The sequence below is a fragment of the Synechococcus sp. R65.1 genome (assembly GCF_047461755.1).
Taxonomy (GTDB): Bacteria; Cyanobacteriota; Cyanobacteriia; order Thermostichales; family Thermostichaceae; genus Thermostichus.
Genome location: NZ_JANSHU010000011.1, coordinates 1 through 25,101, shown reverse-complemented (window position 1 = coordinate 25,101; position 25,101 = coordinate 1). Strand labels below are relative to the sequence as shown.

Genomic DNA, 25,101 nt, shown 5'->3' with positions numbered 1-25,101 from the left:
GTAATGACTCCCCTAGAAGAAGCGGCGGAAGCGGCGGCTAGGCTGCTGGTGTTTCGGGACATCTGCGCCCATCCCCTGGCCCTAGCCTGGCAGGAGCTCATTCAGCAGTTGATGAGCGGGGATCCCTTGCCCTGCTGGAGAGCCTATGGGCGTTGGTTTGAGCTTTTGGCCCAGCAGGGCTTGAGCTGGCGGGAGTGGCTGATCCGGGAGATCCGCTGGGCCGATAACCCTTTCTCGCGGGCGGCGCTGCAACCGCAAGGGATCCCAGCACCCCTTCTGCAAGCGGCCCGCCACGATCTCCGTTGCCTGCAAATCCTAGCCAATAGCCAGGAGACGATCGCCGAGCAAATGCAGGCGCTGGGCCTAGGGATCTCCTGGCCAGATGAAAACAGCAGCAGCTCTGGCTGGGATCCTCGCCCCTTGGCCGATTGGGGCCAGAGCCTAGAGGCCTTGATTGCCCACTACCGCCAAGCAGGGGCAGGGCTCTGTGGCCGCTATTGGGCCTTTCGCTGGGGGCCAGCAGGGCTAGAAGGGATCCCTGCTCCCGACTTGCCCGAATGGGAAGAGATTTACGGCTACGAACGGCAGAAACAGCAGCTGGCCGCCAACACCGAAGCGCTGCTGCGGGGGGATCCGGCTTTGCATGTGTTGCTCTACGGAGCGCGGGGCACCGGCAAGTCTTCGCTGGTGAAGGCGTTGTTGCGCCGCTACGGCCCGCAGGGACTGCGCCTACTGGAGCTAAGACCCAGAGACTTGATGCAGTTGCCGGAGATCTTGGCGGAGCTGCGACAGCAAGCGCTGCCCTTTGTCCTATTTGTAGACGACCTCTCCTTTGAGGCGGACGAAACCGAGTTTAAGCAGCTCAAGGTGCTCCTAGAGGGAGATCTCGTCCCACCGCCGCCCAATGTGCGCCTCTATGCCACCAGCAACCGCCGCCACCTTATCCGCGAGTTTTTTGGCGATCGTCCCAACCCCCAAGATCAAGAGATCCACGCCTGGGATACGGTGCAGGAAAAGCTGTCGCTGCGGGATCGCTTTGGCCTTACCCTTACCTTTGCCCCTTTTAGCCAAGCCGACTATCTGGCTACGGTGGAACACTTGGCGCAGCGGCTGGGCCTCTCTCAGCCTTTAGATACCTTGCGCCGCCAAGCGCTGATCTGGGCTCAGCAGCAGAACGGCTTCTCCGGTCGCACCGCCCGCCAGTTTTTGCAGGCCCTGCAGGCCGGCCTGGTGGAAGTTGGATAGCCGCAAGCCGGTGGAGTTTTCCGTTGTAGAGAAGAGCCAGGCTACAGCAGCCACTCGCAGGCCCGCTCTCCCACCCCTTGCAAATTCAGAGGAATGGCCACCGCCTTGCCTATGCGAGGTTTCTGGCGGGTAGCCTCAATTTCTCGCCGCACCGTTTCCCACACACCCCAAGCCTGCAGATGGGCCATCACCGACTCCAGGCGAGCCAGATACTCGGCCTCCGTCAAGGGGAAAGAGGGCTGCTCTAGGTAGCGCCACATCACCAACAACACCACCCTACCCCCCAAGCGGCGCAGCTGCACGTCGTAGGAGCAGCCCCACTTCTCCCGCAGCAAAGCTTGCAACTCGGATCCCCTCATAGGTTGGCTTGGATGCATCGGCCTCCCCCTCGAGCTGCTCCTAGCTTTGCATTTCTTAATGAAATTGGCTAGGGGGCTCGGTTAGGATGGTGTCGTTTGTCAACGAACGTTAAAACTTCTCAGGCTTTCCTGACCATTATGACCGAAGCGATGAGCAACTTTGAGGCGCCCCCCATGAGCCGGCGGGTTCTCTTGAACGCCCTTCTCAGCGGCTCGGTGGGGGTGGTGGTCGTGGGTGCCCTCTACCCAGTGGTGAAGTATTTCATTCCTCCCTCTGCCGGTGGGACAGGGGAGGGGGTAATTGCCCAAGATGCCCTCGGCAGGCCAATTCGCGTCAGCGAGCTGCTAGCTACCCACGCGGCTACGGATCGCGTTCTGGCCCAGGGCTTGAAGGGAGATCCCACCTACATCGTGATCGACAATGGAGCGGTGGCTAACTACGGCCTCAACGCCGTCTGCACCCACCTCGGCTGCGTGGTGCCCTGGAATGCAGGAGAAAACCTCTTCAAGTGCCCCTGTCACGGATCCCAATACGCAGCCAATGGCAAGGTCATCCGGGGGCCGGCTCCCCGTTCGTTGGAGCTAGTCAGCGTCACGGTGGACGGCGACAACATTCGCTTTAGCCCCTGGCAGGGCCCCGATTTCCGCGAGGCCTAAAGCGCGCCATTGCAGAGCTGGCGGTGGCAAGAGGAAAGCCTGAAGAAGGCACGACGTTGGTCTTGGCCAAAGCGTCCACAGGCTCTCGAGGAAAGGATCCAAAGAGCTTTTGCAGATTGGAATTGCAATTTTGAGTTGAGCTTATGAAGCAAATTTTTTCCTTGGCCTTGTGTGCGCTGCTGCTAGTGGTCATAGCATCTTCGCCAGCAGCAGCCTACCCCTACTATGCCCAGATGGCCTACGACAACCCCCGCGAGGCAACAGGGAAAATTGTCTGCGCCAACTGCCACCTGAACGCCATGCCTGTCCGGGCGGAAGTGCCGCAGGCGGTTACCCCCGGTCAGGTGTTCACCATTAAAGTTGGGATTCCCTACGACCTAAGCAAGCAGCAGGTGCTAGCAGATGGCAGCAAGGGCGGCTTGAATGTTGGCGCGGTGGTGATCTTGCCAGAGGGCTTCCGCCTGGCCACCGAGGAGGAAATGACCGAAAAGCAGCGGCAGGAGACCGCTGAGACCTACATCACCCCCTACAGTGACCAGAAGCCCAACATCCTTCTGGTGGGGCCGTTGCCCGGTGAGCAGCACCAGGAAATCGTCTTCCCGGTGGTAGCCCCTGACCCGAAAGAGGATCCCTCAGTGGCTTTCATGAAATATCGGGTTTACATTGGCGCCAACCGGGGCCGTGGCCAGATCAACCCCGATGGCAGCCTCAGCAACAACAACGTCTTCCGCGCTCCCGCCACCGGCCGCCTGACCAGCATCGCCACTATCGAGTCGGATCTTAGCGACCTGCCGGCAGAGCTGGCCGCCCTGGTGCCACCCGAATACGAGTTGCCGGGCACGCGAGTGCTCAGCTTCGAAACTGAGAACGGTATCCAGCATCTGGTGGTGCCGCCGGGGCCGGAGTTGGTGGTTAACATTGGCGACAGCGTCAAAGAAGGGGATCCGGTTACCAACAACCCCAACGTGGGCGGCTTTGGCCAAGTGGAGCGGGATCTGGTGCTGCAGAGCCCGGATCGGGTGAAGTGGATGGTGGCCTTCCTGGCGGCAGTGGCTATCACTCAGCTCCTCTTGGTACTCAAGAAAAAGCAAGTGGAACTTATTCAGGCGGCAGAACTTTTGGGCTAGCCCCACTCTTCCCATCATTCCCAGCACCCCGGAACCAGCCGGGGTGTTTTTTCTAAGGAATCCTCAGCTCTCCCACCATCACCAGCACTGCCTGCCCGGCAATCTCCACCCGAGCGCCGAGATAGCGACACCAGAGCTCACCCCCCCGCGTCGAGAGCTGCCGCACCCTGAGCTCAGTTCGACCCAGCCGCTCCGACCAATAAGGCGCCAACAGACACTGGGCAGAGCCGGTTACGGGATCCTCCGGAATCCCCAAGCGGGGGGCGAAAACGCGGCAAACAAAATCCGCTCCCTCCTCTGAATCTGCTCCGGCAGCGGTGACGATTAACCCGGAGACAGGGAGCGCCTCCACCTGAGCCCGATTCGGCTGGACTTGCCGCACCTGCTGCGCCGAAGCCAGCACCGCTACCCCCATGCTGCCGCAGTACAACTCTAGAGGAGGGATCCCCAAGGCCGCCGCCACCTGTTCTTGCGCTTCCAGCCAAGGTTGGGGAGTCTGGGAGGGGAAATCCATCGCTAGCCGCTTTCCTTGCCGCCGCACCAACACCTGGCCACTGCGGGTGGAGAAGGCCACCTCCTGAGCTTCTGGGTGAACTTCGCTCAAGAGCACATGGGCAGCAGCTAGGGTGGCGTGCCCACAGAGATCCACTTCCGTTGTGGGGGTAAACCAGCGCAGGCTGTAGTGGGGGAGGCCATCCCAGGATCCCTGGGGCAGCAAAAAAGCTGTTTCCGACAGATTGTTCTCTGCCGCAATTGCCTGCAACAGCTCCTGCGGCAGCTCCTGGGACAGCAAGCAAACCGCTGCCGGATTGCCCCTAAAGGGCACTGCCGTAAAGGCATCCACCTGAAACAAGGGAATTCGCACCGCCTCTCCTCCCCCAAAAGGCGCAGAGGAAGTCGGGAGATCCACACCCAACCGCCTCGTCTGTCGTTGCAGCTATTGTCAGGCTGCAGAGCTGACTGATAAACTAGCACTCGGAAGCCGAGAGTGCTAAAGCCTCAATGGATGCAAGTTTAGTTGACTCCTCAATCACCCTTTGACTTCCTGCCATAGGCATCACGGAGGACACTTAGTATGGCTGCAGTAACGCTGAACGTCTCTACGCTGAAACCGCTGGGCGACCGTGTGCTGGTGAAAGTTGCCCAGCAGGATGAGAAAACCGCAGGCGGGATCTTTTTGCCTGACACTGCCAAAGAGAAACCCCAAGTAGGGGAAGTGGTTGCGGTCGGTCCTGGCAAGCGCAATGACGATGGCAAGGTTATTCCAATAGAGCTGAAAGTAGGCGACAGAGTGCTCTACTCCAAGTACGCCGGCACGGAGGTGAAGCTGGGTACCGAGGAGTATGTGCTGCTAGCTGAGCGGGACATCCTCGCCATTGTTCAGTAGTTCTAGCAAGAGGCAGCAAGTGCTGTAAAAGAGACCAACTGCTGCTAGCTTCTAGCTTATCCTTCGTTGGCTGACCGTTGGAGGTTGACTATGGCTAAGTCGATTATTTTCAGCGAAGAAGCCCGTCGCGCTCTTGAACACGGCATGGACATTTTGGCAGAGGCCGTAGCCGTTACCCTTGGCCCCAAAGGGCGCAACGTGGTGCTGGAGAAAAAATTTGGCGCACCCCAGATTGTTAACGATGGGGTAACCATTGCCAAAGAAATTGAGCTGGAAGACCACATTGAAAACACGGGAGTTTCTCTCATCCGTCAAGCTGCCTCTAAGACCAACGACATCGCTGGCGACGGCACCACTACAGCTACGGTCTTGGCCCACGCCATGGTGAAAGAAGGGCTCAAGAACGTGGCTGCTGGCGCCAACCCCATCGCCCTCAAGCGCGGCATTGACAAGGCGGTGAAGTTCCTAGTGGACAAAATTGCTGAACATGCCCGCCCAGTAGAAGACTCCAAAGCCATTGCCCAGGTGGCGGCCATTTCCGCTGGCAACGATGAGGAAGTGGGCCGCATGATTGCCGAGGCCATGGAAAAAGTGGGCCGCGAGGGGGTGATCTCCCTAGAAGAAGGCAAGTCCATGACCACCGAGCTGGAAGTGACGGAGGGGATGCGCTTTGACAAAGGCTACATCTCCCCCTACTTCGTCACTGACACGGAGCGGATGGAGGCGGTTCTGGAGAACCCCTACGTCCTGATCACCGACAAGAAGATTACCCTGGTGCAAGACCTGGTGCCGGTTCTGGAGCAAGTGGCCCGCGCCGGTCGTCCGCTGCTGATCATCGCCGAAGACATTGAGAAGGAAGCCCTGGCCACCTTGGTGGTGAACAAGCTGCGGGGCGTGCTGAGCGTGGTGGCGGTGAAAGCGCCTGGCTTTGGGGATCGCCGCAAGGCCATGCTGGAGGACATCGCCATCCTCACCGGCGGCGAAGTGATTAGCGAGGAGCGCGGCCTGAAGCTGGAGAACGCGCGTCTTGAGTCCTTTGGCTCGGCTCGCCGCGTCACGGTAACCAAAGACCACACCACCATCGTGGCGGAGGGCAACGAAGCGGCGGTGAAAGCCCGTTGCGAGCAAATCCGTCGCCAAATTGAAGAGACTGACTCCACCTACGACAAAGAAAAACTGCAAGAGCGCCTGGCCAAGCTAGCTGGCGGTGTGGCGGTGATTAAAGTGGGCGCGGCCACCGAAACGGAAATGAAGGATCGCAAGCTGCGCCTGGAAGATGCCATCAACGCCACCAAGGCGGCGGTAGAAGAGGGGATCGTCCCCGGCGGCGGCACCACTCTGGCCCACCTGATTCCGGCGGTTACGGAGTGGGCGCAGGCCAACCTGTCCGGCGATGAGCTGGTGGGGGCTATGCTGGTGGCCCGTGCTCTGGGCGCTCCGCTGCGCCGCATTGCCGAGAACGCCGGCCAGAACGGCTCGATTGTGCTGGAGCGGGTGAAAGAGAAGCCCTTCACAGTGGGTTACGATGCCCAGAACGACGCCTATGTGGATATGTTCGAAGCGGGTATCGTTGACCCGGCCAAAGTCACCCGCTCTGCCCTGCAAAACGCTGCCTCGATTGCCGGCATGGTGCTCACCACCGAAGCTATTGTGGTGGACAAGCCCGAGCCCAAGAACAACAAGCCAGCTGGCGGTGGCGGCGGCGCGGATGACTACGACTACTAATCCTCCGGCACGAAGAGGCGGCAGCTTCTCCAGTTAGCAGAGAGTCTGCTGCCTTGCCAGGGCAAAGCTGACTGCTTTTGGGATCCCAGGTGGGATCCCTTTTCCTTCTCCCAGGGGGCGCAGAGGAGAAGGCGGCGTGGCACGGTTAGTCTGCATTGGCCTAGATCTGGCCTGGTCAGCCCGCAACCCTTCGGGGGTGGCGACGCTGGAGGTGGAGATTCGGGATCCCGCCATTCAAAACCTGACAGGCTACCTCCTGGACAGCCGCCTTCTGGGGACCAATGAGGAAATTGTGGACTACATCCAAGCCCAAGCGGGAGGGGATCCCTGCCTGGTGGCAGTGGATGCCCCCTTGCGCGTTCCTAACTTGAGGGGCCAGCGGCAGGCAGAAGCCGAGCTCAACCGTGTGTTTCGACCCTACGCTGCCGGCGCCCACCCGGCCAACCGCCGGCTTCTGGAAAGAAATGGCCAGGTGCGAGGAGAAGCGCTGGTGCAAGCCCTCGCCCGCTATGGCTTTCAGGAGCAGGCCAGCATCGAGCAGGGGCGCTTGGCCCGTCAGGTTACTGAAGTCTTCCCCCACAGTGCCATCGTGAGCCTGTTTGGCCTTAGCCGCAGCCTCCCCTACAAGGCGCGTCCCCGCCGCAGCTGGCAGGAGCGAGAACAGGCCTGGCGGCTGTACCAGCAACATCTGCGCGCCTTGGCCAGCGCCGATCCCTCTCTGCAGGGCCACGAGCCCCTGCTCCAAGTGGAGGTGGGATCCCTCAGGGGCCGCCAGCTCAAAAACTACGAAGACCAAGTCGATGCCTTGATGTGCGCCTACATTGCCCTCTACGGCTTCCGCTGGGGATCCCAGCGCTGCCACAGCTTCGGAAGTCTGCAGGAAGGGCACATCTTCACACCCTTGCCCAAGAAGCCAGTTGACTCCAAAACTTTCTCTGGCTTTAGAGACCTCCTTGGCGGCATGATTAATTAAGGGATCCTCTTGCTAAAGAGGAAAGAAATGAACGTCCAACTGGGCCGCAATCGACAGGCAAGACGGGCTTACGGACTGGATGAGATTGCGCTGGTGCCGGGCAGGCGAACCCTGGATCCCAGCCTGGTGGATACCCACTTCACTATAGGAGGGATCCAACGACCCATCCCCATCATTGCCAGCGCCATGGATGGCGTGGTGGACGTCAAGATGGCGATTTTGCTCTCCAAGCTGGGAGCTTTTGGAGTGCTGAACCTAGACGGGATCCAAACTCGCTACGCGGATCCCGACGAGGTGCTGGAGCAGATTGCCGCAGTTGGCAAAGACGAGTTCGTCCCCCTGATGCAGCGCCTCTACAGCGAGCCGGTCAAGCCAGAGCTAATCCAAGAGCGCATTCGCCAGATCAAAGCTGCCGGCGCCATTGCTGCCGCTAGCTGTGTGCCCGCCCACGCTGCCCAATACGGCCCCCTGGTCGCGGAAGCGGGGGGGGATCTGTTTTTCGTCCAGGCCACTGTGGTTTCCGTCCACCACAAGGTGCCTGAGGGCATGCAAAAGCTCGATTTGGCCCAGTTCTGCCGCTCTATGCCCATTCCCGTAGTGGTGGGCAACTGCGTCACCTACGAGGTGGCCCTAGAGCTAATGCAAGCAGGAGCAGCGGGGGTCCTGGTGGGCATCGGCCCGGGGGCTGCCTGTACCTCCCGCGGCGTGTTGGGGGTGGGGGTGCCACAGGCTACCGCGATTGCCGACTGTGCCGCTGCACGGGAGCAGTTTTTGGCGGAAACCGGCACCTATGTCCCTGTGATTGCCGATGGGGGATTGGTGACCGGTGGCGACATTTGCAAGGCCATTGCCTGTGGGGCCGATGCGGTGATGATCGGATCCCCTTTGGCCCGTGCCCAAGAGGCGCCCGGTCGCGGCTTTCACTGGGGTATGGCCACTCCTAGCCCCGTCTTGCCCCGCGGCACCCGCATCCGCGTGGGATGCACCGGCACCCTGGAAGAAATCTTGTGCGGCCCCGCCCGCCTCGATGACGGCACCCACAACCTCTGGGGTGCTCTGCGCACCAGCATGGCCACCCTGGGCGCTGCCAACCTCAAGGAAATGCAGCAGGTGGAGATCTGCATTGCCCCTTCCCTGCTCACCGAGGGCAAGGTGTACCAGAAAGCCCAGAGCCTGGGCATGGGGAGATAGCGCCCGCCAATGCTAAACTCAGTAGCCGGGATCCCCAAGGGCGGTTAGCTCAGCGGTAGAGCGCCTGCCTTACAAGCAGGATGTCACTGGTTCGAGTCCGGTACCGCCCATCCCCATCCAGGCTGGCAGTTTGGGGGATACACCCGCTAGCCAGGGCCGGATCCCTGGGGTAGAGTAATGGGTGTGGAGCCTGAATTATCTAGCCCTGGGGATCTCGCATTGAGTCTGGCTCAAAAAGTGTGTAAAGTGGTAGACGGTATGGACTGGGGCTGTACTATGTTGTTCTTCTAAAGTCCGCAATTGTCAGGCTCGCTCTCGAGGTAGACGACCTGTTACTTTTAGAAGGCACTGCTACAGCCAAGACAGGTGTGAGGACAGAGAACAAGGAGAGAAACATGCCCGCAAAACACGCGAACTACTGGAAAACGCTGCTGGCTGGGACTCTAGGTGCAGCGGCAGTCTTGACCCCTGGGGTGGCCTATGCCCAAGCGACGGGGCCTGTCACCTCCATCTCTGAACTTTCGGATGTGCAGCCTACTGACTGGGCTTTCCAGGCGCTGCAATCTCTGGTCGAGCGTTACGGCTGTATTGCCGGCTACCCCGACCGCACCTTCCGCGGCAACCGGGCCATGACCCGCTATGAGTTTGCCGCTGGGATGAACGCCTGCTTGGATCGCATCAACGAGCTGATCGCTGCTGGGCTAGCCGACAAGGTTTCCAAAGAGGACTTGGCTACGCTGCAGCGGCTGCAGGAGGAGTTTGCGGCTGAGCTGGCGGCTCTACGGGGGCGGGTAGAGGCAGCAGAGGCCGATATTAACGACCTCAAAGGCAAGGTCTTCAACCCGGTTACCAAGTTGAATGCCCAGGTGATTACGGCTATTCTGGGCAGCGCCCTGACAGAGGATCGGGTTGTTGGGGGAAGGGTTGTGGCTGAGCAGAACCAAGCCAACATGACCCTGCCCTATCGGGTGCGGCTGAACTTCGACGCCTCCTTTGCTGGCCGCGACCGTTTGCGCATCCGCCTGCAGGCTCGCGATGCGGTAACCGCCTTCTTCTCTGGGGATCCAGGCGTTGGCTTTGGCGGTGGTGGCGGTGGCACTTTCACCCTGGCCCAGTTGGTCTATCAGTTCCCTGCCTTTAACCGCGCTGCCACCATTTACGCCGGCATCACAGGCACAGGGGTGTCCAGCGTCCTTCAATACAGCGTTCCCTTCGATGCCCTTTCTGACTTTGCCGACCTTCCCAACTCCACGGGAGATGTGCCTAGTGGAACGCTGTTTGGCTTCCGCTATCGTCTCAGCGACCAGCTTCGCTTAGCCTACGCCTACAGCACTCGCGGCGCCCAGGCCTTAGGCAGAGGCTTTGGTGACAGCGGTTTGACGGGCAACGACAGCGCTCACACGGTGGAGCTGGGCTTTTTGCCTACAAAAGAGCTGGAGTTCTACCTGCAGTTCGCCACCACCTATCTGCAGGATGCTACAAAAGGCCCCAGCTTCTTGGCCACCGGCAGTAACCTCTTCCGAGGGCCGCTGCGCCAGACTGAGGTAACCACCTCTGCGCAGGTCAATGCCTTTACGGTGGCCGCTAAGTGGGATGTAAGTCCACGGATTACGGTGTCCGGCTGGTTCACCGCTGGCAATGTCGATTACAACCTGCCTAATGTGGTACCGGCTGGCACTATCGATCCAGGTGACGAAAGCTTCAACGGCTGGCTGTTTGGCTTTGTCTTCCCGGATCTGTTCGTGGAGGGTGCCAAAGGTGGTGTGGTCTTCGGCCAGCCAATCGTGACCACAGACAACGACGGAGTGTGGGATACCCGCCCCTTCATAGTGGACGTCTACTACAGCTTCCCGGTCAATGAGTACATTACCTTGACACCTGCTGCCTATTTTGTAAGCAACCCCAACGGCGGCAGGCCAGGAGACAACGACCCAACCATTGGTGTGGGCGCTCTGCGGGCAGTGTTTACCTTCTAACCCCTTGCTGTCCTGCCTAGGTTAAAAACAACTTAGGGATCCGCGGCGACGGATCCCTTTTTTGCTTCCCGAGCCTTGCCCTTGCACCGGAATCATGAAGCCTCTGGAAGCTAGGGGTTGCAAAAAGGGCACTGAGCCGGATCCGCCCAGGTCTCTGCCACAGGCTCGGTGTGGGTGTGGGAACAGCGGGCACAGCCATACACCCATGCCTTGGTTACAGGGGTGGGAGCACCACACTGGCCGCAGGGCAAGCCTGCCAGGGGGCGGATGCGCCAGTAGCCGGGAGTGCCGCAGGCTGGGCAAAGGCTTTGGGCTTTGGCAATGAGGTTTTGGGTGGCTGCCGCGATGACCTGCAGGCGGGTTGGGTTGTACAGGGCCCGCATGTCGGTTTCCAGGTGCAGCCCCTGCTGCCGGGCCAGCAGCTCCTCCACCACCTGCCTCAGGGTTGCTTCGTCTTGGATCCCTTTGTGGATAACTTGGGGGTTTTCCGGCTGGTCGAGGGCGATCAGGGCATGCTCGGGGAAACCGACTTTTTGGGCAAAGTCAAGCGCTTCCGCAAAACTTTGCACCCAGCGATGGCTGAAATTGGTTTGGGTACTTTCTGCATAGCCCACCAGCTCCAAGGGATCCGCGCCGGATTCAAAAACCTTGAGCATGACCCATTCCTGGTTCCAAGGAATCCAAGGGATCTGGGGATGGGGGCCGAAGGATCCCTCGCTGGCCAAAACCAAGGGGGCAGGGTAAGCTTGGCGGGCTCTCTCGATCTTTAGACGTAGGGTGTGGAGGGGATCCCCTGGCCGGGGGCGCTCCCGCGAGAAGGTGCCGAATTGGTCGGTGTCTAGAGGTATCACCTGCACCTGGATCCCCAGATGCTCGGCCAAGAGAGGGGCAATCACCTCCTCTTTGCGATGCAGGGTTGCCAAGTAGGCAATCCGACCCTTCCAGTCCATAGAGGTGCTGCAAAAAGCCTACAGCTTTTGTCCTCGGGCCAGTCGAGATGGCTCAAACTAGGGGGCTGGGTTTTGCCGCCAAGCCCAAGTGGGCGACGGCCCCGGCCAAAGCGGCCTCTCGGCTTTCCACAAACCGCTCCGCCGGCAGGGGCAAACGTAGGCTTTCCAAGCGCTGCCGGATGCGGCCTCTGGCGCCGACAATCCACACCTGTTTGCCGCGATCTAGGGCCTCGCGAATGGCATTTTCCAGGGAGAGGGTCGCCGAAACCCCCAGCATTGGCACATCCGATAGGTCCACCACCAAAGCCTGGCAGGAGGCTACCGCCTGATATTGGCGGGAAATGGCCTGGGAAACCCCGAAGATCATCGGGCCGCTCAAGTAAAACAACAGCACCTGGCCGCGGCCCTGGCGCAGCAATTCCTTTTCCCGCGGGGTGAGGTCTACGGCATCGTCCGCATCGGTAATGGCTTTCACCTCTTCCGACTGAAGCTCGCTCAGGCGCTGGATGGTGAGCAAGTTGGCCACGAACACCCCCACTCCCACGGCGGCGATGAGATCCACAAATACGGTCATGAACATCACCCCGTACATAATGGCTGCCCCTTTGAGGGAGAGGCGGTGGGCCCGCTTCAGGAAGCTCCAGTCGAGGATGTCCACCCCCACCTTGAAAGCAATCCCCGCCAGCACGGCCATCGGGATCCCTTGGGTCAGGGGAGCGGCAAACAGCACCACCATCAAGAGGATGAGGGCGCGGAGGATACCGGCCAAGGGGGTACGTCCCCCCGACTGGATATTCACCACCGTGCCCATGGTGGCGCCGGCCCCCGGCAAGCCCCCCAGGAAGCCAGAGACCAGGTTGGCAATTCCCTGCCCAATCAGCTCTTGGTCAGAGTCGTGGCGGGTGCGCGTGAGGTTGTCGGCAATCACCGCCGTCAAGAGGGTATCGATGCAGCCCAGCATGCCCAGCACCACCCCGTCCAACACCAGGCTGGCCAAGGCAGCAAAGGGCAGCTGGGGCCATTGCACCTGCGGCAAGCCAGTGGGGATGGGGCCAATGCGCCGCAAATCCCAATCCGCCATGAACAAGCTGGCCACCAACGTTCCCAGCACCAGGGCCACCAACTGAGGCGGCACCGCCCGCCGCCAAGGCTTGGGATAGCCAAAAAGGATTGCCAGCGTTAGCAGACCTAACCCCAGTTCCGGCACCTTGAGGTTGAGCAGGTAGGTCGGCAGGTTCCGCACGGCCCCAATGACTCCCCCCTGGCTGGCGTAGCCCAACAGCGGCGGGATCTGCAGCAAAATCATGATCCAGCCAATCCCCGACATAAAGCCGGAGATAACGCTATAGGGCATGAGGGTAATGTATTTGCCCAGCTTCAGGGATCCAAACAAGATCTGAAACAGGCCCCCCAGCATGACCACCGTGAAGGCCGGCGCCAGCCCCTGCTCGGGATAGCGGGCGGTAACCTTGGCAATGACTGCTGTCATCATCACCGTCATCGGCCCGGTGGGCTCGGAGATAAGGGTGGGGGTACCGCCGAACAGGGCCGCAAAAAAGCCCACACACACCGCCCCGTACAAACCTGCCACTGGCCCCGCCCCGGAAGCCACTCCAAAGGCTAGGGCCATCGGCAAGGACACAATTGCCGTCGTCAGGCCACCGAAGAGATCCCCGCGCCAGTTTTCTAGACTTAGACGCTGACGCCAGCCCCTTAGAAGATTGCCTCCGCCAGCCTGTACCATACCTTGCCACTCTCAACGCTGTAGGCAGCCTATCATTGAGGGTTACCCTAAGGCTAAGTTAGAGAATAGACTTTTATCTATGAACTTCTTCAGGGATCCCCGAGCAGCCCCGGCGGGAAGCTCCTCACAAGGCCGATGGTAGACTGAGACTAGGGCTACCTTGCCTGCGTCAAGCTAACTGGCATTCTTCCCATCCCATGAGCGACAACGAGTTGGCCGCGCGCATCATCTCCACTGACCTGCAGCGGGAGATGACGCAGTCCTACCTGGAATACGCCATGAGCGTTATTGTCGGGAGGGCTTTGCCGGACGCGCGGGATGGCCTCAAGCCGGTGCATCGTCGCATTCTCTATGCTATGTACGAGTTGGGCCTGACGGCGGATCGGCCCTTTCGCAAGTGCGCTCGGGTGGTGGGGGATGTAATTGGAAAATACCATCCCCACGGGGATCAGGCAGTTTACGAGGCCCTGGTGCGCATGGCCCAGGACTTCTCCATGCGGGAGCGCCTGGTGGATGGGCACGGCAACTTCGGCTCCATTGACAACGATCCGCCAGCGGCCATGCGCTACACCGAGTGCCGCCTTACGGCCTTTGCCCAGGAAGCCCTGCTGCAGGACCTCGACGCTAACACCGTTGACTTTGTCGACAACTACGACGGATCCCAGCAGGAGCCACTGGTGCTGCCGGCTCGGATCCCGCAGTTGCTGCTGAACGGCTCTTCCGGTATTGCCGTGGGCATGGCCACCAACATTCCCCCCCACAACCTGGGAGAGCTGGTGGACGGCCTGATTGCCCTCATCGAAAACCCCAACCTGAGCAGCCTGGAGTTAATGCAGTGGATCCCTGGGCCAGATTTTCCCACGGGCGGGCTGATCCTGGGCCAGGAGGGCATCCGCGAAGCCTACGCCACCGGGCACGGCTCCATCACGCTGCGCGGCGTGGCCACCATCGAAACCCTCGAGCAGCCGGGCCGGCCAGCGCGAGAGGCCATTGTCATCACCGAGCTGCCCTACCAGACCAACAAGGCAGCCATGATTGAAAAAATTGCCGAGTTGGTCAATGAGAAAAAACTGGAGGGCATTGCCGACATCCGCGACGAGAGCGACCGCAGGGGCATGCGGGTAGTCATTGAGCTGAAGCGGGATGCCCAGCCCCAGGTGGTGCTCAACAACCTCTACAAACAGACCCCCCTGCAGACCAGCTTTGGGGTCAACATGCTGGCCATCCTCAACGGCAGGCCCTGCACCTTGACGTTGCGGGACGCGCTCCAGACTTTTCTGGACTTTCGGGTAGAGCTCATCGAGCGGCGCACCCGCTACGAGCTGCAGAAAGCCGAGGAGCGAGCTCACCTGCTCCAGGGGTACCTTGTGGCTTTGGGGCAGCTGGATCGGGTCATTGCTCTCATTCGGGAAGCGGCTGATCCTGCCACCGCCCGCGCCGAGCTGCAGAGCCAACTGGGGCTAAGTGAAGTGCAGGCCGAAGGCATCCTCCAAATGCAACTGCGCCGGCTCACGGCCCTGGAAGCCGAGAAGATCCAGGCCGAGCACGAGGACTTGCTGCGGCAAATTGCCGATTTGCGGGACATTCTCACGCGGCGGGAACGGGTGATGCAGATTATCCGCGAGGAGCTGTTGCAGCTCAAAGCCCGCTTTGGGAGCCCGCGCCGCTCCCGCTTTTGCCTGGAGGACGGTGAGCTGGAGGTGGCCGATCTCATCGAAAACCGCGAGACGGTCATCTTCCTCACGGAACAGGGCTACATCAAGCGCATGGACCTCGAAGAGTTTCGGGTGCAAGGACGAGCCACCCGCGGCAAGGCTGGCGCCCGCATCAAAGAAGACGATGCCATTGCCCAATTTTTTGCCTGTTGCAGCCACGACACCCTTCTCTTTTTCACCAATCAGGGGGTGGCCTATACTCTGCCCGCCTACCAGATCCCCCAAGGGAGCCGCACCGCCCGTGGCAGTGCCATTGTCCAGTTGCTGCCGCTGAGCCGGGAAGAGCGGGTTACCTCGATGGTGCCCGTGGGCGAGTTTAGCGAGGACGAATACCTGGTGATGCTCACGCGCAGGGGGTACATCAAAAAGACGGCCCTCAGCGCCTTTGCCAACGTCCGCTCCAATGGCCTGATTGCCATTTCTCTTGAAGAAGGTGACGAGTTGTGCTGGGTGCGCCGTGCCCGCCCGGCTGACGACGTGGTCATGGCAACTCGCCAGGGCATGGGCATTCGCTTCCGGGCTGACGACGAGCAACTGCGTCCCCTGGGGCGGCCGGCTCGCGGTGTGCGGGCCATTACCCTCAACGCCGGCGACGCCATCGTCAGCATGGATATTCTCTCTGCCGAGTCGGTGAGGGCTGCTGAGCAAGAGGGAGAGCGGCTAGCCAATCCCTGGGTGCTGGTCATCACCAAGGAAGGTCGGGGCAAGCGCTTGGCCATTGACCATTTCCGCCAGCAAAACCGTGGCGGCAAGGGGGTGATCGCCACCAAGTTCCGCCAGGCGTCGGATGAGCTGGCGGCTCTGCGCATCGTCAATGCCGAGGACGAGATCCTCTTGGTCACTGCCAGGGGCATGGTCATGCGCCAGCTGGCTAAGGCCATTCCTGCTCAGTCCCGCGAGGCAACGGGTGTGCTGGTGCAGCGCCTGGATCCCGAGGACAGCATCGTCGGGGTAACAGTGGTGCCGGCCTCATTTGTCGGGGATCCCTCGCCCTTGAGCTCCGGCTGCTCTTAGGTACGGCATTTGCCGCCTCAAAAGGGTGGGATCCCGTACCGAAGGCGGCAAGGCGTAGGTGGTAAGCTGGGCGTAGCCCAAATTGGGGGAGCGGCAAGAGCCTGACGGATCAGGCAGGCCATCCCGTTGGGCTTTAGTTGCTGTGTTTGGGGAGCTTGGTGACTCCATGTCCAGCCCAATCAACTTCATTCCTGGCTTTGAGGCTGTGCCGACGCCTAGCCCCAACAACCGGCTCTGGCAATACCTGCAGGCGCAGGATCCCAGCGTTTTTCAGGATATTGCCCGCAATTCTTCTCCAGAAGTGCTAGAGATCTTGGGCTATAACATCCGCAGCCTGCTGGGCAGTCTGCCGTCCGACCAATTTGGCGTTCAAATCGTTACCAACCGTGAGAGTTTGGCAAAGATGCTCTCTGGGGCGATGATGGGGGGCTATTTTCTGCGGGTGATGGAGCAGCGCCTGGCCCTGGAGCAGTCTTTGGGCAACTCACCCGCTGCCATCGACGCCTCCCAGGCCTCCAGCGCGGATCAACCTTCGCCGGCAGAAGGCGAAAGCGCTCAGTAGCCGGGGGCTAGGCTTTGTCGGCCTGCAGCCCAGTCCACCCTCTGGTGCCACCAAGGACAGTCAAGGCATCCCAGCTCAGCCGCCCGCTGCGGCGAATTTTAGTCTGCCCGGATAGCTTCAAGGGATCCCTGACGGCTAAGGCCGCCGCAGAGAGCATTTCCCGGGGCCTCCGCCAGGTCTTGCCCGAGGTGGAGGTGGAGCTGCTCCCCCTAGCCGATGGGGGAGAGGGCACGCTGGAAGTATGGCTAGCGGCGCTAGGGGGCGAGAAGAAAGGCCTATGGGTCACTGGCCCCCTAGGGGATCCCGTCTGGGCCGAGTACGGGGTGGCAGGGAAGCGGGCGCTGCTGGAAATAGCCCAGGTGGCGGGCCTGACCTTGCTACCCCCCGAGCGGCGGGATCCTACCCGCACCACCACCTACGGCTTGGGGGAGTTGGTGCGGGTTGCCTGTCGGGAGCCCGTTGCCGAGATCTGGATAGGGCTGGGGGGATCCGCCACCGTGGATGCAGGAGCAGGCATGGCCCAAGCCTTGGGCTATCGCCTCTTGGATGAAGCGGGGGATCCCCTGGCCTGGGGCGGGGGAGAGTTGGCCCGGCTGGCACGCATCGAGCCACCTGAGCAGCCGGTCTGGCAGGGCAAGCGCATCCGCGGCCTCTGCGACGTGCAAAATCCCCTCACCGGCCCGCTGGGGGCAGCCGCCGTCTTTGCCCCTCAGAAGGGAGCCACCCCCCAGCAGGTGCAGCAATTGGAGCAAGCGCTGCAGCGTTGGGCTGAAGTGGTCAAGCGCGACCTGGGTCGGGCAGTGGAGGGGATCCCTGGTGCTGGCGCTGCCGGTGGGTTAGGAGCAGGGCTGGTGGCCTTTTTGGGGGCCACCCTGGAGTCCGGGATCCAGCTTTTGGCTCAGCAGTTGAACCTGGCGGAGCGCATCCGCCGCTCTGATCTCGTGGTCACCGGCGAGGGCCGCTTTGACGAACAGAGCACCATGGGCAAAGTGGTAGGGGTGGTGCTGCAGCAGGCTAGGGCAGCCCAGAAGCCCCTCTTGATTCTCTGTGGCCAGGCCTCCCCCGCCGCCCGCACCGACTTGGCAGTCGAGTCCCACCCCATCCGGGTAGGCGCTCTCTGTGACTGGATCCCGGATGTGGCCGCAGCCCAGCGCCAGGCCAGCCATTACCTAGAGCAGCTGGCTGCTCAAGAGTTGCGGGCCTTTTGCCAGCTATAATGCTTGAATCGTAACTCTAGGAAGCCATGGCCAGAATTGAGTTTTCTCCCGGCATCGAGGAAGTACCCACCCAGGTACGGCTGCTGAAATCCAAAACTGGCAGCCGGGGATCTGCCATTTTTCGCTTCGAGGAGTTGAAGACAGATACGCAAAACATCCTCGGCATGCGGATGATTGACGAAGAGGGGGAGCTAACTACCCGCAACATCACGGCCAAGTTCCTCAACGGGGAATTCAAAGCCCTGGAGGTAGTCTACGACATGGAAACCGAAGCCGAGTGGGAGCGCTTCCTGCGCTTTATGGAGCGCTTCTCGGCAACTCACCAGATGGGCAGGGCCTAAATTCTGCCGGACTGGTGTTTGGCCTTGGATCCCCTCGCCTCTTCAACCGAGGGCTGCGGTAGCGGGGGGCGGCGCTTGTGCCAGTCAGTGCTCTGCTCGTAGGCATAGGCCACCCGCAGCACCTTGCTCTCTTGCAAGACGTTGCCGATGATCTGCAGGCCAATGGGCAGGCCGTCGGCAAAGCCACAGGGCAAGCTCAGCGCTGGCAAGCCTGCCAAATTGACGGGGATCGTCATCAGGTCGCACAGGTACATGCTCAAAGGATCCTCCCGCTCCCCCGCTTTGAAGGCTGGCGTGGGGGTGGTGGGGCTGACCAATACGTCCACCTTCTCAAAAGCCCTGAGGAAATCCTGCTTGATTAGGGTGCGCACCTTTTGAGCTTTTAGGTAATAGGCGTCGTAGTAGCCGGCTGAGAGGGCATAGGTGCCAAGCATAATGCGCCGCTTCACCTCCGGCCCAAAGCCACGGGCGCGCGTCTTGCCATACATAGCCAAGAGGGAGTCGGCAGGCTCCCGCAGGCCGTACTTGACTCCGTCGTAGCGGGCCAGATTGGAAGAAGCTTCCGAAGGGGCAATGATGTAATAGGTAGCCAGGCCATAGCGAAAGCTAGGACAGTCGATCTCCAGGATCTCGGCCCCCAGCTCCTCTAGGTGTTGGATGGCTGCTTGCACGGCAGCGCGGGTCTCTTCCCCACACCCCTCTCCCAGCAGGTCGCGGATGACTCCAATCTTGAAGCCTTTGATCTCGGGGATCAGGGCCTGGCTATAGTCCGGGATCTCCACCCTAAGGCTAGTGGAGTCCAGAGGGTCGTGGCCGGCAATCCCCTGCAGCAGCAGGGCCACATCCTCCACCGTGCGCCCAAAGGGCCCCACCTGATCCAGAGACGAGGCAAAGGCCACTAGCCCATAGCGGGAGACTAGCCCATAGGTAGGCTTGAGGCCGACCACGCCACAAAAAGCTGCCGGCTGGCGGATCGATCCCCCCGTATCGGACCCCAAGGCCACCACCGCTTGGTCTGCCGCCACCGCTGCTGCCGACCCCCCCGAGGATCCCCCCGGCACCCGCGTCAGATCCCAGGGGTTGGCCGTGCGCTGAAAGGCCGAGTTTTCCGTGGAGCTGCCCATGGCAAACTCGTCCAGATTGGTCTTGCCGACCATCACCATGCCGGCTGCTGCCAGCCGCGCCGTCACCGTCGACTCGTAGGGTGGGATGAACCCCTCCAGGATCCTGGAAGCGCAGGTGGTGCGGATCCCTTGGGTACAGAGGTTGTCCTTGACAGCCAAGGGGATCCCGGCCAAAGGGCCGATCTCCTCCCCGGCGCGGATGCGGGCGTCCACGGCTCTAGCTTGTTGCAGGGCCAGCTCCTCCGTGACGGTAATGAAGCTCTTAAGCTGCGGCTCCAGTTGGTGCAGGCGATCTAGGTATTCGCGGGCAATCTCCTCGGCAGAGCGCTCTTTGGCTACCAACTGGCGGTGGAGGGTGCGGATGACAGACATAGACCAACTTGCAAGGAAGGGCAAATGCCAATTGGAGGGCTTGGGCTACCGCCGTTCCAAAAAGTCGCGGCGCAGATCCCGAATCTCTTGCCGCATCTCTCTCATCTCTTTCGCCATCTCGTCAGTGCGGCGCTCCAGCGCTTCCGTGCGGCGTTCCAGAGCTTCCGTGCGGCGCTCAATAGCCCGGGTGCGCTCGTCAAAGCGATCCAGGGCCTCGCGGAAAAACTGCGCCAGCATCGCTTGCCCCTCACGCAGCTCTTGAATGAGAAGCTGCTGATTTTGTTGGACGAGGCGCATCTCTTGCTGAGCAGCTTTCAGCTCTTGCTGGGAAGCTTGCAGTTCCTGGATGGCGCGGATCAACCACTGCTCTTGCTCAGGTGTCATCGCTAGCGGCGCTACAGAACAAAAAATCCCCGTACCCCAACTCTCCCCTCTTTTTGGGAGAGAGACTAGGGGCAAGGGAAATGGAGAGTAGGGAACTCGAATCCCTGACCTCTGCGGTGCGATCGCAGCGCTCTACCAACTGAGCTAACTCCCCGTGCCTTTACTAGGATAACCTGAATCGGCAGCCAAGATCCCCCCCGCCTGCAACTCTAGCTCTACAAAAACCTTCGAGGGCACCCGCTCGGATCCCTTTAGCTCCAGCAGGTCATACCAGCCTTCATAGAGCAGCAGCAGGCTTACTTTCTCTTCCAAAGGGTCCACAATCCAGTACTCACCAATCCCCAAGACGCAGTACTCCGCCCGCTTGGCCCGGTAGTCTGCTGCCCGGCTGGACTCGCTCACCACCTCCACCACCAATAGCGGCGGCGGGTCTTCTAGACGAATCAACGCCTCTCGGGATCCCATCTCCTGCCACTGCTGCAAAGGCAGCACCACCACATCCGGGATCCGCACCGTATCCCAGCGGTTGCCCCGCGGCGACTGGATCCCTAGGCCGCCCTGGATTGTTGTCCAGGGCAACTGCTGCCGCGCAATCTCTGCCTCGAAAACCTGGCTGAGAAACTTTTGAATCTGCACATGCCGTCCGGTTGGAAGGGCCATAGGAACCAACTCCCCCGCCACCAGCTCATAGCGGGTGTCGCTGCCATCTGAATAAGCAAGGTATTCCGCCAAGCTCAGGCGAGCTGTTGGGGGTGCGGAAACGGATCCCATGGCCAGAGCCATAACTTCTCTGTTGTCATCCTAGACTTCCAAAATAAAACCCCTTAGGAAGAAGGGCTAGAGGTCGCTTGGGCTAGCGCCGTTCCAAAAAGTCGCGGCGCAGATCCCGGATCTCTTGCCGCATCTCTCTCATCTCTGCGGCCATCTCGTCAGTGCGGCGCTCCAACGCTTCTGTGCGGCGTTCAATGGCGCGAGTGCGTTCGTCAAACCGCTCGAGGGCCTCCCGGAAGAACTGCGCCAGCATCGCCTGCCCCTCGCGCAGTTCCTGAATAAGAAGCTGCTGGTTTTGTTGGACAAGGCGCATTTCTTGCTGGGCAGCTTGCAACTCTTGGACGGCACGGATTAGCCACTGCTCTTGCTCAGGTGTCATCGATCGCTAGCAGGTGTTGCGGTGCCACAGAAATCATACCGCCCTAAACCTCTCGCTCTGGGAGAGGGGCTGCTCCAAGCAAAACCCCCCTTCCTTAGGAAGAGGGGCCAAGGGTAGAGATGGAAACTCAAGCTCGATCAGTTCAGTAAAGGGCTTCTTCTTGGTGGGTGATGATGGTGCAGTCAGAAGTAGGGTAAGCTACGCAGGTCAGCACATAGCCCTGGGCAATCTGGTCGTCATCCAGGAAGGATTGATCGCTTTGATCCACCGTGCCGCTCACCAGCTTGCCAGCACAGGTCGAGCAGGCTCCGGCGCGGCAGGAGTAGGGCAGGTCGATCCCTTGTTCCTCCGCCACGTCCAGAATGTACTCGTCGTCCGGCACATCGATGGTGACGTCCAGGCCCCGCTCTTCGTTGATCAACCGAACTTTGTAGACAGCCATCCTGCTTGGGTCTCCAGAAAAAACGTCCACTCCTCATCCTGCCACCCTTCTGCCCCGGATCAAGCACTATTTGGTAAGGAAGTAGGCAGATCTTCGGATTTTTTACAAAGGGATCACCCGCCCCTCCAGAGCCTTCCTTCGGCAGGGCCACTCTGTGGGGGCAGGGCTCGGCCTTAGCCAGGCCCTCAGGGATCCCAGAAAAAAAGGGCAAGACTTGCCAAGTTGGGCAGATCTGACGGTATGATTTACGGAGTAGCTAGAGCAAGCGCCGAACAGGCGTGTACGCGTCTCCCACCCGACCGTCGAGCCTGAGGCCTTGAGTTGCTTCAGGTCAGGTGATCGGGTAAGGTAAGGGAAGTGTTCAGCCGAACCCTACTTTTTTGGTTAAGAGGAGAAAAATGAACGGAACAATGCAGAGGTGGCTGCTGAAGTCACTTGGTTCTCTGACCTTGGCGTCTGCCGTGGTGCTCTTGCCCGTGATTCTAACGGGCTGCGGTGAAAGCAGTACTAGCCCAACTGTGCCGGTGCCTCCGCCACCGCCGCCCCCGCCTCCCCCAGCACCAACTCCTACGCCGACTCCCACGCCAACCCCGCCAGCAGGAACAGTTAGAGTTACGCCCGAAACCGACATTAACCGGATTATCGCCACTTCTGATCGCACCCAGCCTCTCACGCTTGTCCTGGAGCCAGGCGTCTATCGCCAGAACATCGTGATCAACCGCAGCAACGTTACGGTGCGCGGTGCCACTGGCTTGGTGGGCGATGCTATTGTGGTGGGTGCAGAGAGCGGCGCTCCTGTTCAGGTCACTAGCAATGCCAGTGGCGTTGTTCTGGAGAACTTCAGCATTCTCAACACCCGCTCCCTGGAACCGATTGAGTACGGCATTAACGCTGAGGGGGCCACAGAAGTTACTGTTACGGGCGTTGACATCGTTCTCTTCCCCACAGTAACCACTCCAGCTTCCCGTGGGGTAGCCATTGGCTTTGGCTCAGCTGCTGCTGGCATTACTTCCAAGAACCTGACCGTTACCCGCTCCAACTTGTTTGTGGCAGGCGGCGCCGGCTCTGCCGGGATTCGTATTGCCGGGGACAACGCGGGCATCAACCTCAGTGTTAGCACCAACAACATCTTCCTGGGCTACACGGCTGCTCCTGATGGGGTCACAACCCAGTTGATTAACTTTGTGCCCCAGGACGTGGGTGCGGGCTCGGCGGCTATTTTCATTGAGCCTGCCGTTACAGGGCTGAGCTTGGTGGCCTTTGCTGGCAACGACATCAGAACTACGACGGCCAACGTCTATGCCATCCGCGACGAGCGGGGTAGTGGGCTGAATGCCGCGGAGCGCCGTGACATCGTTGCTAGAAACACGCGCTTGGTGTTTAACAGCAACACCAGCAACATTTACCTCTCCATTAACCGCGCCATTGCTGAGGCAGCAGGTCCTAACCAGACAGTAACGGCTGGTCCTGGATCCTTTGAGGGTGAGGGCGAGATTCTTCTGCCCGCCGACAGGCCCGGCTTGACCTTGAACTCCATTGACGGCACGAGCACGGTGCGTTCGGTCAAGATCCTGGCCGCTGATGCCACGTTGGGCGGAACGGAGGGCAACGGCTTCCGGATTACTGGCATTTCCCTAGATCCGGACGATGGTGGGCCGGCTACACCTTACCAAGTAGCCATTGGCGAGTGTGGCCTAGCCAACCTCACCACCCGCAACGTAAAAGTCTCCTTCAACGACTTCACGCGGCCTACGCAGGCGCAGTCCTACGTCTCTGTGCAAGTCTGCGACTTCTCGCAGGCGGAGGTTTACGGAAACCGGCTGCGCGGCTTCACCGTTGCCGGCGTACATGTGGTGTCGGCTGAGCCCAACGCGGTAACCATTCGCGAGAACCTCTTTGAGCCTTCCATCGGCAGCCCGACCTTCATTGCGGCCATTGTGGATCGCCAGACTCAGGCACCGGGAACGCTGGCTCCTTTTGCCACGGCTTCGGTGAGGGGCAACACCTTCAACCTGCCGCCGCAGGGCACTCTGGCTGTCTACGCTCGTCCCGGCGTTGACCTCACGCCAACCGCGGCGGGGGATCTGGGCGGAGAAGGCACCATTCTCAAGGCTTTCTTCAACAACACCATCACGCCCACGCCCATTCCTGGCTTTGTCGTGTGCGGTCGCCAAGAAAGCTTGGCGGGAGCCCCGGGCAACCTTCTGAACTTCGTGGATAGGTTGGATAGGGACACGCCACCAGCTCCTTTCACCTCTACTGTCTTTGGCGTGGCGTCGGATGCCCTCTGCTCGGCAGTGGGCTTCGGCCCAGGGGCCAGTCTGCAGTTCCAGCCTGGAGGCGCGCCGCCAGCTCCTCCGCCTCCGCCTGCCGGTGTGACGATCACTATCCCAGGCCTGCCTGCTGGTGCTATAGTAACGGTGACAGGAGCAGGAGGTTCCCCCGTTATTGCCACTTCCACCTCCGTGTCTAGAGACGTGGCTACCTTCCCAGAGCCATTCACCATCCCCTTTGGCGGCCAGATCCGGGTGACTCCCGCCATTCCTTCACCTGGGCCGATTACGGTTGGCGGTACTACCATTAGCACCTTTGACAACACCACTAACCCTGGCAGCACCACCTACTTCAACTTCGGGCCTGCCATTACCGTGACCGCGAACTAGCTCTTGTCTAGTCTGGCAACGGCGGCCTGCTGCTATTGGGCTGACGGAGTTGCTTGGTGGTGGCAGGTCGCTTTTTCCATCTCGCTTGGCTTGCGCATCTCTTCGTTCGATTGGTTTCCCTGTTGTACTTTTTGGCTTCTGCATGGGTATACTACTAGCAGCTAGGCCTTTGTGGGTTTCCCTGTAGTGAGTTGAGCTGCGCTTGCCAAGGCTTCAACCAGTTGTAGAGCCTTTCTTCTTGGAGATTGATGATGTCTAACCGCAACCTCAAGCACAGCTTGCGTTCCACGCTGGCTTCCTTGGCGCTGGCTTCTTCTCTAACCGGGGTGGTAGCCGCTTGCTCTGCCGATACACCCACTGTTACGCAGGTTCCCTCGAGCATCTCTGTCCAGGCTCCTGAAGCGGCTACGGCTGAGGGTGTCTCCTTCTACTACGAGGGGACGAAGACTTCCATCAAAATTACGGACGCAGCAGTCCTTTTTGCCGCCTGCACTCTCAATACTAGCGACACAACCAAGATCGTAGATTTTGTCAACAAAACGCTTAAAGCAGGGCCGATTACGCCCGGCGATGTCACCGGGCTAGGTGACCCTCTCAATCCGGCCATCTCCGACTTCAACGGCAACGGAGTTGTCAACTGCGAGGATGCCGCCATTTTGTTTGCCGTGTCCACTGTGGGTGTAGACGCGGCCAAGGTCAACGCTTTTGTATCCGGCACCCTGAAGATTCCGGGGGTAAGCGTTACTCAAACTCAGTTGGATACCTTCTTCAAGACTCCTGCCA

General features: G+C 60.4%; 22 protein-coding genes, 2 tRNA genes and 1 pseudogene. 15 read left to right on the top strand and 10 right to left on the bottom strand.

What is annotated here, in order from left to right:
- Positions 1-3: 3 nt before the first annotated feature.
- A complete protein-coding gene (locus tag NW814_RS06510) occupies positions 4-1,245 on the top strand; it encodes an ATP-binding protein (RefSeq protein WP_414405650.1) in 1,242 nt (413 codons plus the stop codon).
- 41 nt (positions 1,246-1,286) lie between these two features.
- Here the strand turns inward: NW814_RS06510 and NW814_RS06505 are convergent, their stop codons facing one another.
- Positions 1,287-1,604 (bottom strand): DUF3067 family protein, encoded by a 318-nt coding sequence (locus tag NW814_RS06505; RefSeq protein ID WP_414405649.1) that lies wholly within the window; start codon positions 1,602-1,604, stop codon positions 1,287-1,289.
- A gap of 138 nt (positions 1,605-1,742) precedes the next feature.
- Between NW814_RS06505 and NW814_RS06500 the strand changes: the two genes are divergently transcribed.
- Both NW814_RS06500 and NW814_RS06495 read left to right on the top strand, forming a co-directional pair.
- On the top strand, positions 1,743-2,261 hold the full coding sequence (locus NW814_RS06500) for a cytochrome b6-f complex iron-sulfur subunit (protein WP_414405669.1): 519 nt from the start codon (positions 1,743-1,745) through the stop codon (positions 2,259-2,261).
- A gap of 143 nt (positions 2,262-2,404) precedes the next feature.
- Positions 2,405-3,388: an apocytochrome f gene (locus tag NW814_RS06495; RefSeq protein ID WP_414405648.1), complete on the top strand. Its 984-nt coding sequence runs from the start codon at positions 2,405-2,407 to the stop codon at positions 3,386-3,388.
- A 52-nt stretch (positions 3,389-3,440) separates the two neighbouring features.
- On the opposite strand, the gene NW814_RS06490 is transcribed toward NW814_RS06495, so the two are convergent.
- On the bottom strand, positions 3,441-4,253 hold the full coding sequence (locus NW814_RS06490; protein ID WP_414405647.1) for a PhzF family phenazine biosynthesis protein: 813 nt from the start codon (positions 4,251-4,253) through the stop codon (positions 3,441-3,443).
- A gap of 210 nt (positions 4,254-4,463) precedes the next feature.
- Here NW814_RS06490 and groES point away from each other — a divergent pair, with 210 nt between their 5' ends.
- The 6 genes from groES to NW814_RS06460 all read left to right on the top strand — a co-directional run bounded on the left by groES (position 4,464) and on the right by NW814_RS06460 (position 10,640).
- Positions 4,464-4,775 carry a co-chaperone GroES gene (groES, locus tag NW814_RS06485; RefSeq protein ID WP_414393818.1) on the top strand — a complete coding sequence of 104 codons (312 nt, stop codon included), beginning with the start codon at positions 4,464-4,466 and terminating at the stop codon, positions 4,773-4,775.
- Between the two features lie 90 nt (positions 4,776-4,865).
- Entirely contained in the window at positions 4,866-6,500 is a 1,635-nt protein-coding gene (gene groL / locus NW814_RS06480; RefSeq protein ID WP_414405646.1) for a chaperonin GroEL, read from the top strand.
- A 136-nt stretch (positions 6,501-6,636) separates the two neighbouring features.
- Entirely contained in the window at positions 6,637-7,473 is an 837-nt protein-coding gene (locus NW814_RS06475) for a DUF429 domain-containing protein (protein ID WP_414405645.1), read from the top strand.
- A gap of 27 nt (positions 7,474-7,500) precedes the next feature.
- Entirely contained in the window at positions 7,501-8,664 is a 1,164-nt protein-coding gene (locus tag NW814_RS06470) for a GuaB3 family IMP dehydrogenase-related protein (protein ID WP_414405644.1), read from the top strand.
- 38 nt (positions 8,665-8,702) lie between these two features.
- A tRNA-Val gene (locus tag NW814_RS06465) sits at positions 8,703-8,774 on the top strand.
- Positions 8,775-9,059: 285 nt separating this feature from the next.
- Positions 9,060-10,640, top strand: a complete 1,581-nt coding sequence (locus NW814_RS06460) for an iron uptake porin (RefSeq protein WP_414405643.1) — start codon at positions 9,060-9,062, stop codon at positions 10,638-10,640.
- A gap of 110 nt (positions 10,641-10,750) precedes the next feature.
- On the opposite strand, the gene NW814_RS06455 is transcribed toward NW814_RS06460, so the two are convergent.
- Both NW814_RS06455 and NW814_RS06450 read right to left on the bottom strand, forming a co-directional pair.
- Positions 10,751-11,590, bottom strand: coding sequence for a DUF6671 family protein (locus NW814_RS06455; RefSeq protein WP_414405642.1), 840 nt, complete (start codon positions 11,588-11,590; stop codon positions 10,751-10,753).
- 52 nt (positions 11,591-11,642) lie between these two features.
- Positions 11,643-13,334 (bottom strand): SulP family inorganic anion transporter, encoded by a 1,692-nt coding sequence (locus NW814_RS06450; RefSeq protein ID WP_414405641.1) that lies wholly within the window; start codon positions 13,332-13,334, stop codon positions 11,643-11,645.
- Positions 13,335-13,531: 197 nt separating this feature from the next.
- Here NW814_RS06450 and gyrA point away from each other — a divergent pair, with 197 nt between their 5' ends.
- The 4 genes from gyrA to psb28 all read left to right on the top strand — a co-directional run bounded on the left by gyrA (position 13,532) and on the right by psb28 (position 18,183).
- Positions 13,532-16,063: a DNA gyrase subunit A gene (gene gyrA / locus NW814_RS06445; RefSeq protein ID WP_414405640.1), complete on the top strand. Its 2,532-nt coding sequence runs from the start codon at positions 13,532-13,534 to the stop codon at positions 16,061-16,063.
- A 166-nt stretch (positions 16,064-16,229) separates the two neighbouring features.
- Positions 16,230-16,625 carry a DUF760 domain-containing protein gene (locus NW814_RS06440; RefSeq protein WP_414395907.1) on the top strand — a complete coding sequence of 132 codons (396 nt, stop codon included), beginning with the start codon at positions 16,230-16,232 and terminating at the stop codon, positions 16,623-16,625.
- A gap of 44 nt (positions 16,626-16,669) precedes the next feature.
- Positions 16,670-17,842, top strand: coding sequence for a glycerate kinase (locus tag NW814_RS06435; protein WP_414405639.1), 1,173 nt, complete (start codon positions 16,670-16,672; stop codon positions 17,840-17,842).
- A 26-nt stretch (positions 17,843-17,868) separates the two neighbouring features.
- Positions 17,869-18,183, top strand: a complete 315-nt coding sequence (psb28, locus tag NW814_RS06430) for a photosystem II reaction center protein Psb28 (RefSeq protein ID WP_414395904.1) — start codon at positions 17,869-17,871, stop codon at positions 18,181-18,183.
- Here psb28 and gatA read toward each other — a convergent pair.
- The 6 genes from gatA to NW814_RS06400 all read right to left on the bottom strand — a co-directional run bounded on the left by gatA (position 18,180) and on the right by NW814_RS06400 (position 21,655).
- A complete protein-coding gene (gatA, locus tag NW814_RS06425; protein WP_414405638.1) occupies positions 18,180-19,679 on the bottom strand; it encodes an Asp-tRNA(Asn)/Glu-tRNA(Gln) amidotransferase subunit GatA in 1,500 nt (499 codons plus the stop codon). The genes psb28 and gatA overlap by 4 nt on opposite strands.
- 45 nt (positions 19,680-19,724) lie before the next feature.
- Positions 19,725-20,063: a hypothetical protein gene (locus NW814_RS06420; RefSeq protein ID WP_414395900.1), complete on the bottom strand. Its 339-nt coding sequence runs from the start codon at positions 20,061-20,063 to the stop codon at positions 19,725-19,727.
- 81 nt (positions 20,064-20,144) lie between these two features.
- Positions 20,145-20,217, bottom strand: a tRNA-Ala gene (locus NW814_RS06415).
- A complete protein-coding gene (locus NW814_RS06410; RefSeq protein WP_414405637.1) occupies positions 20,208-20,846 on the bottom strand; it encodes a Uma2 family endonuclease in 639 nt (212 codons plus the stop codon). The genes NW814_RS06415 and NW814_RS06410 overlap by 10 nt, the downstream gene beginning before the upstream one ends.
- 70 nt (positions 20,847-20,916) lie before the next feature.
- Positions 20,917-21,213 carry a hypothetical protein gene (locus NW814_RS06405; RefSeq protein WP_414405636.1) on the bottom strand — a complete coding sequence of 99 codons (297 nt, stop codon included), beginning with the start codon at positions 21,211-21,213 and terminating at the stop codon, positions 20,917-20,919.
- 142 nt (positions 21,214-21,355) lie between these two features.
- Positions 21,356-21,655, bottom strand: coding sequence for a ferredoxin (locus NW814_RS06400; RefSeq protein WP_414395897.1), 300 nt, complete (start codon positions 21,653-21,655; stop codon positions 21,356-21,358).
- A gap of 449 nt (positions 21,656-22,104) precedes the next feature.
- Here NW814_RS06400 and NW814_RS06395 point away from each other — a divergent pair, with 449 nt between their 5' ends.
- Both NW814_RS06395 and NW814_RS06390 read left to right on the top strand, forming a co-directional pair.
- Positions 22,105-24,318 (top strand): hypothetical protein, encoded by a 2,214-nt coding sequence (locus NW814_RS06395; RefSeq protein WP_414405635.1) that lies wholly within the window; start codon positions 22,105-22,107, stop codon positions 24,316-24,318.
- Positions 24,319-24,569: 251 nt separating this feature from the next.
- A pseudogene (locus NW814_RS06390) lies at positions 24,570-25,101 on the top strand (hypothetical protein); the annotation flags it as partial.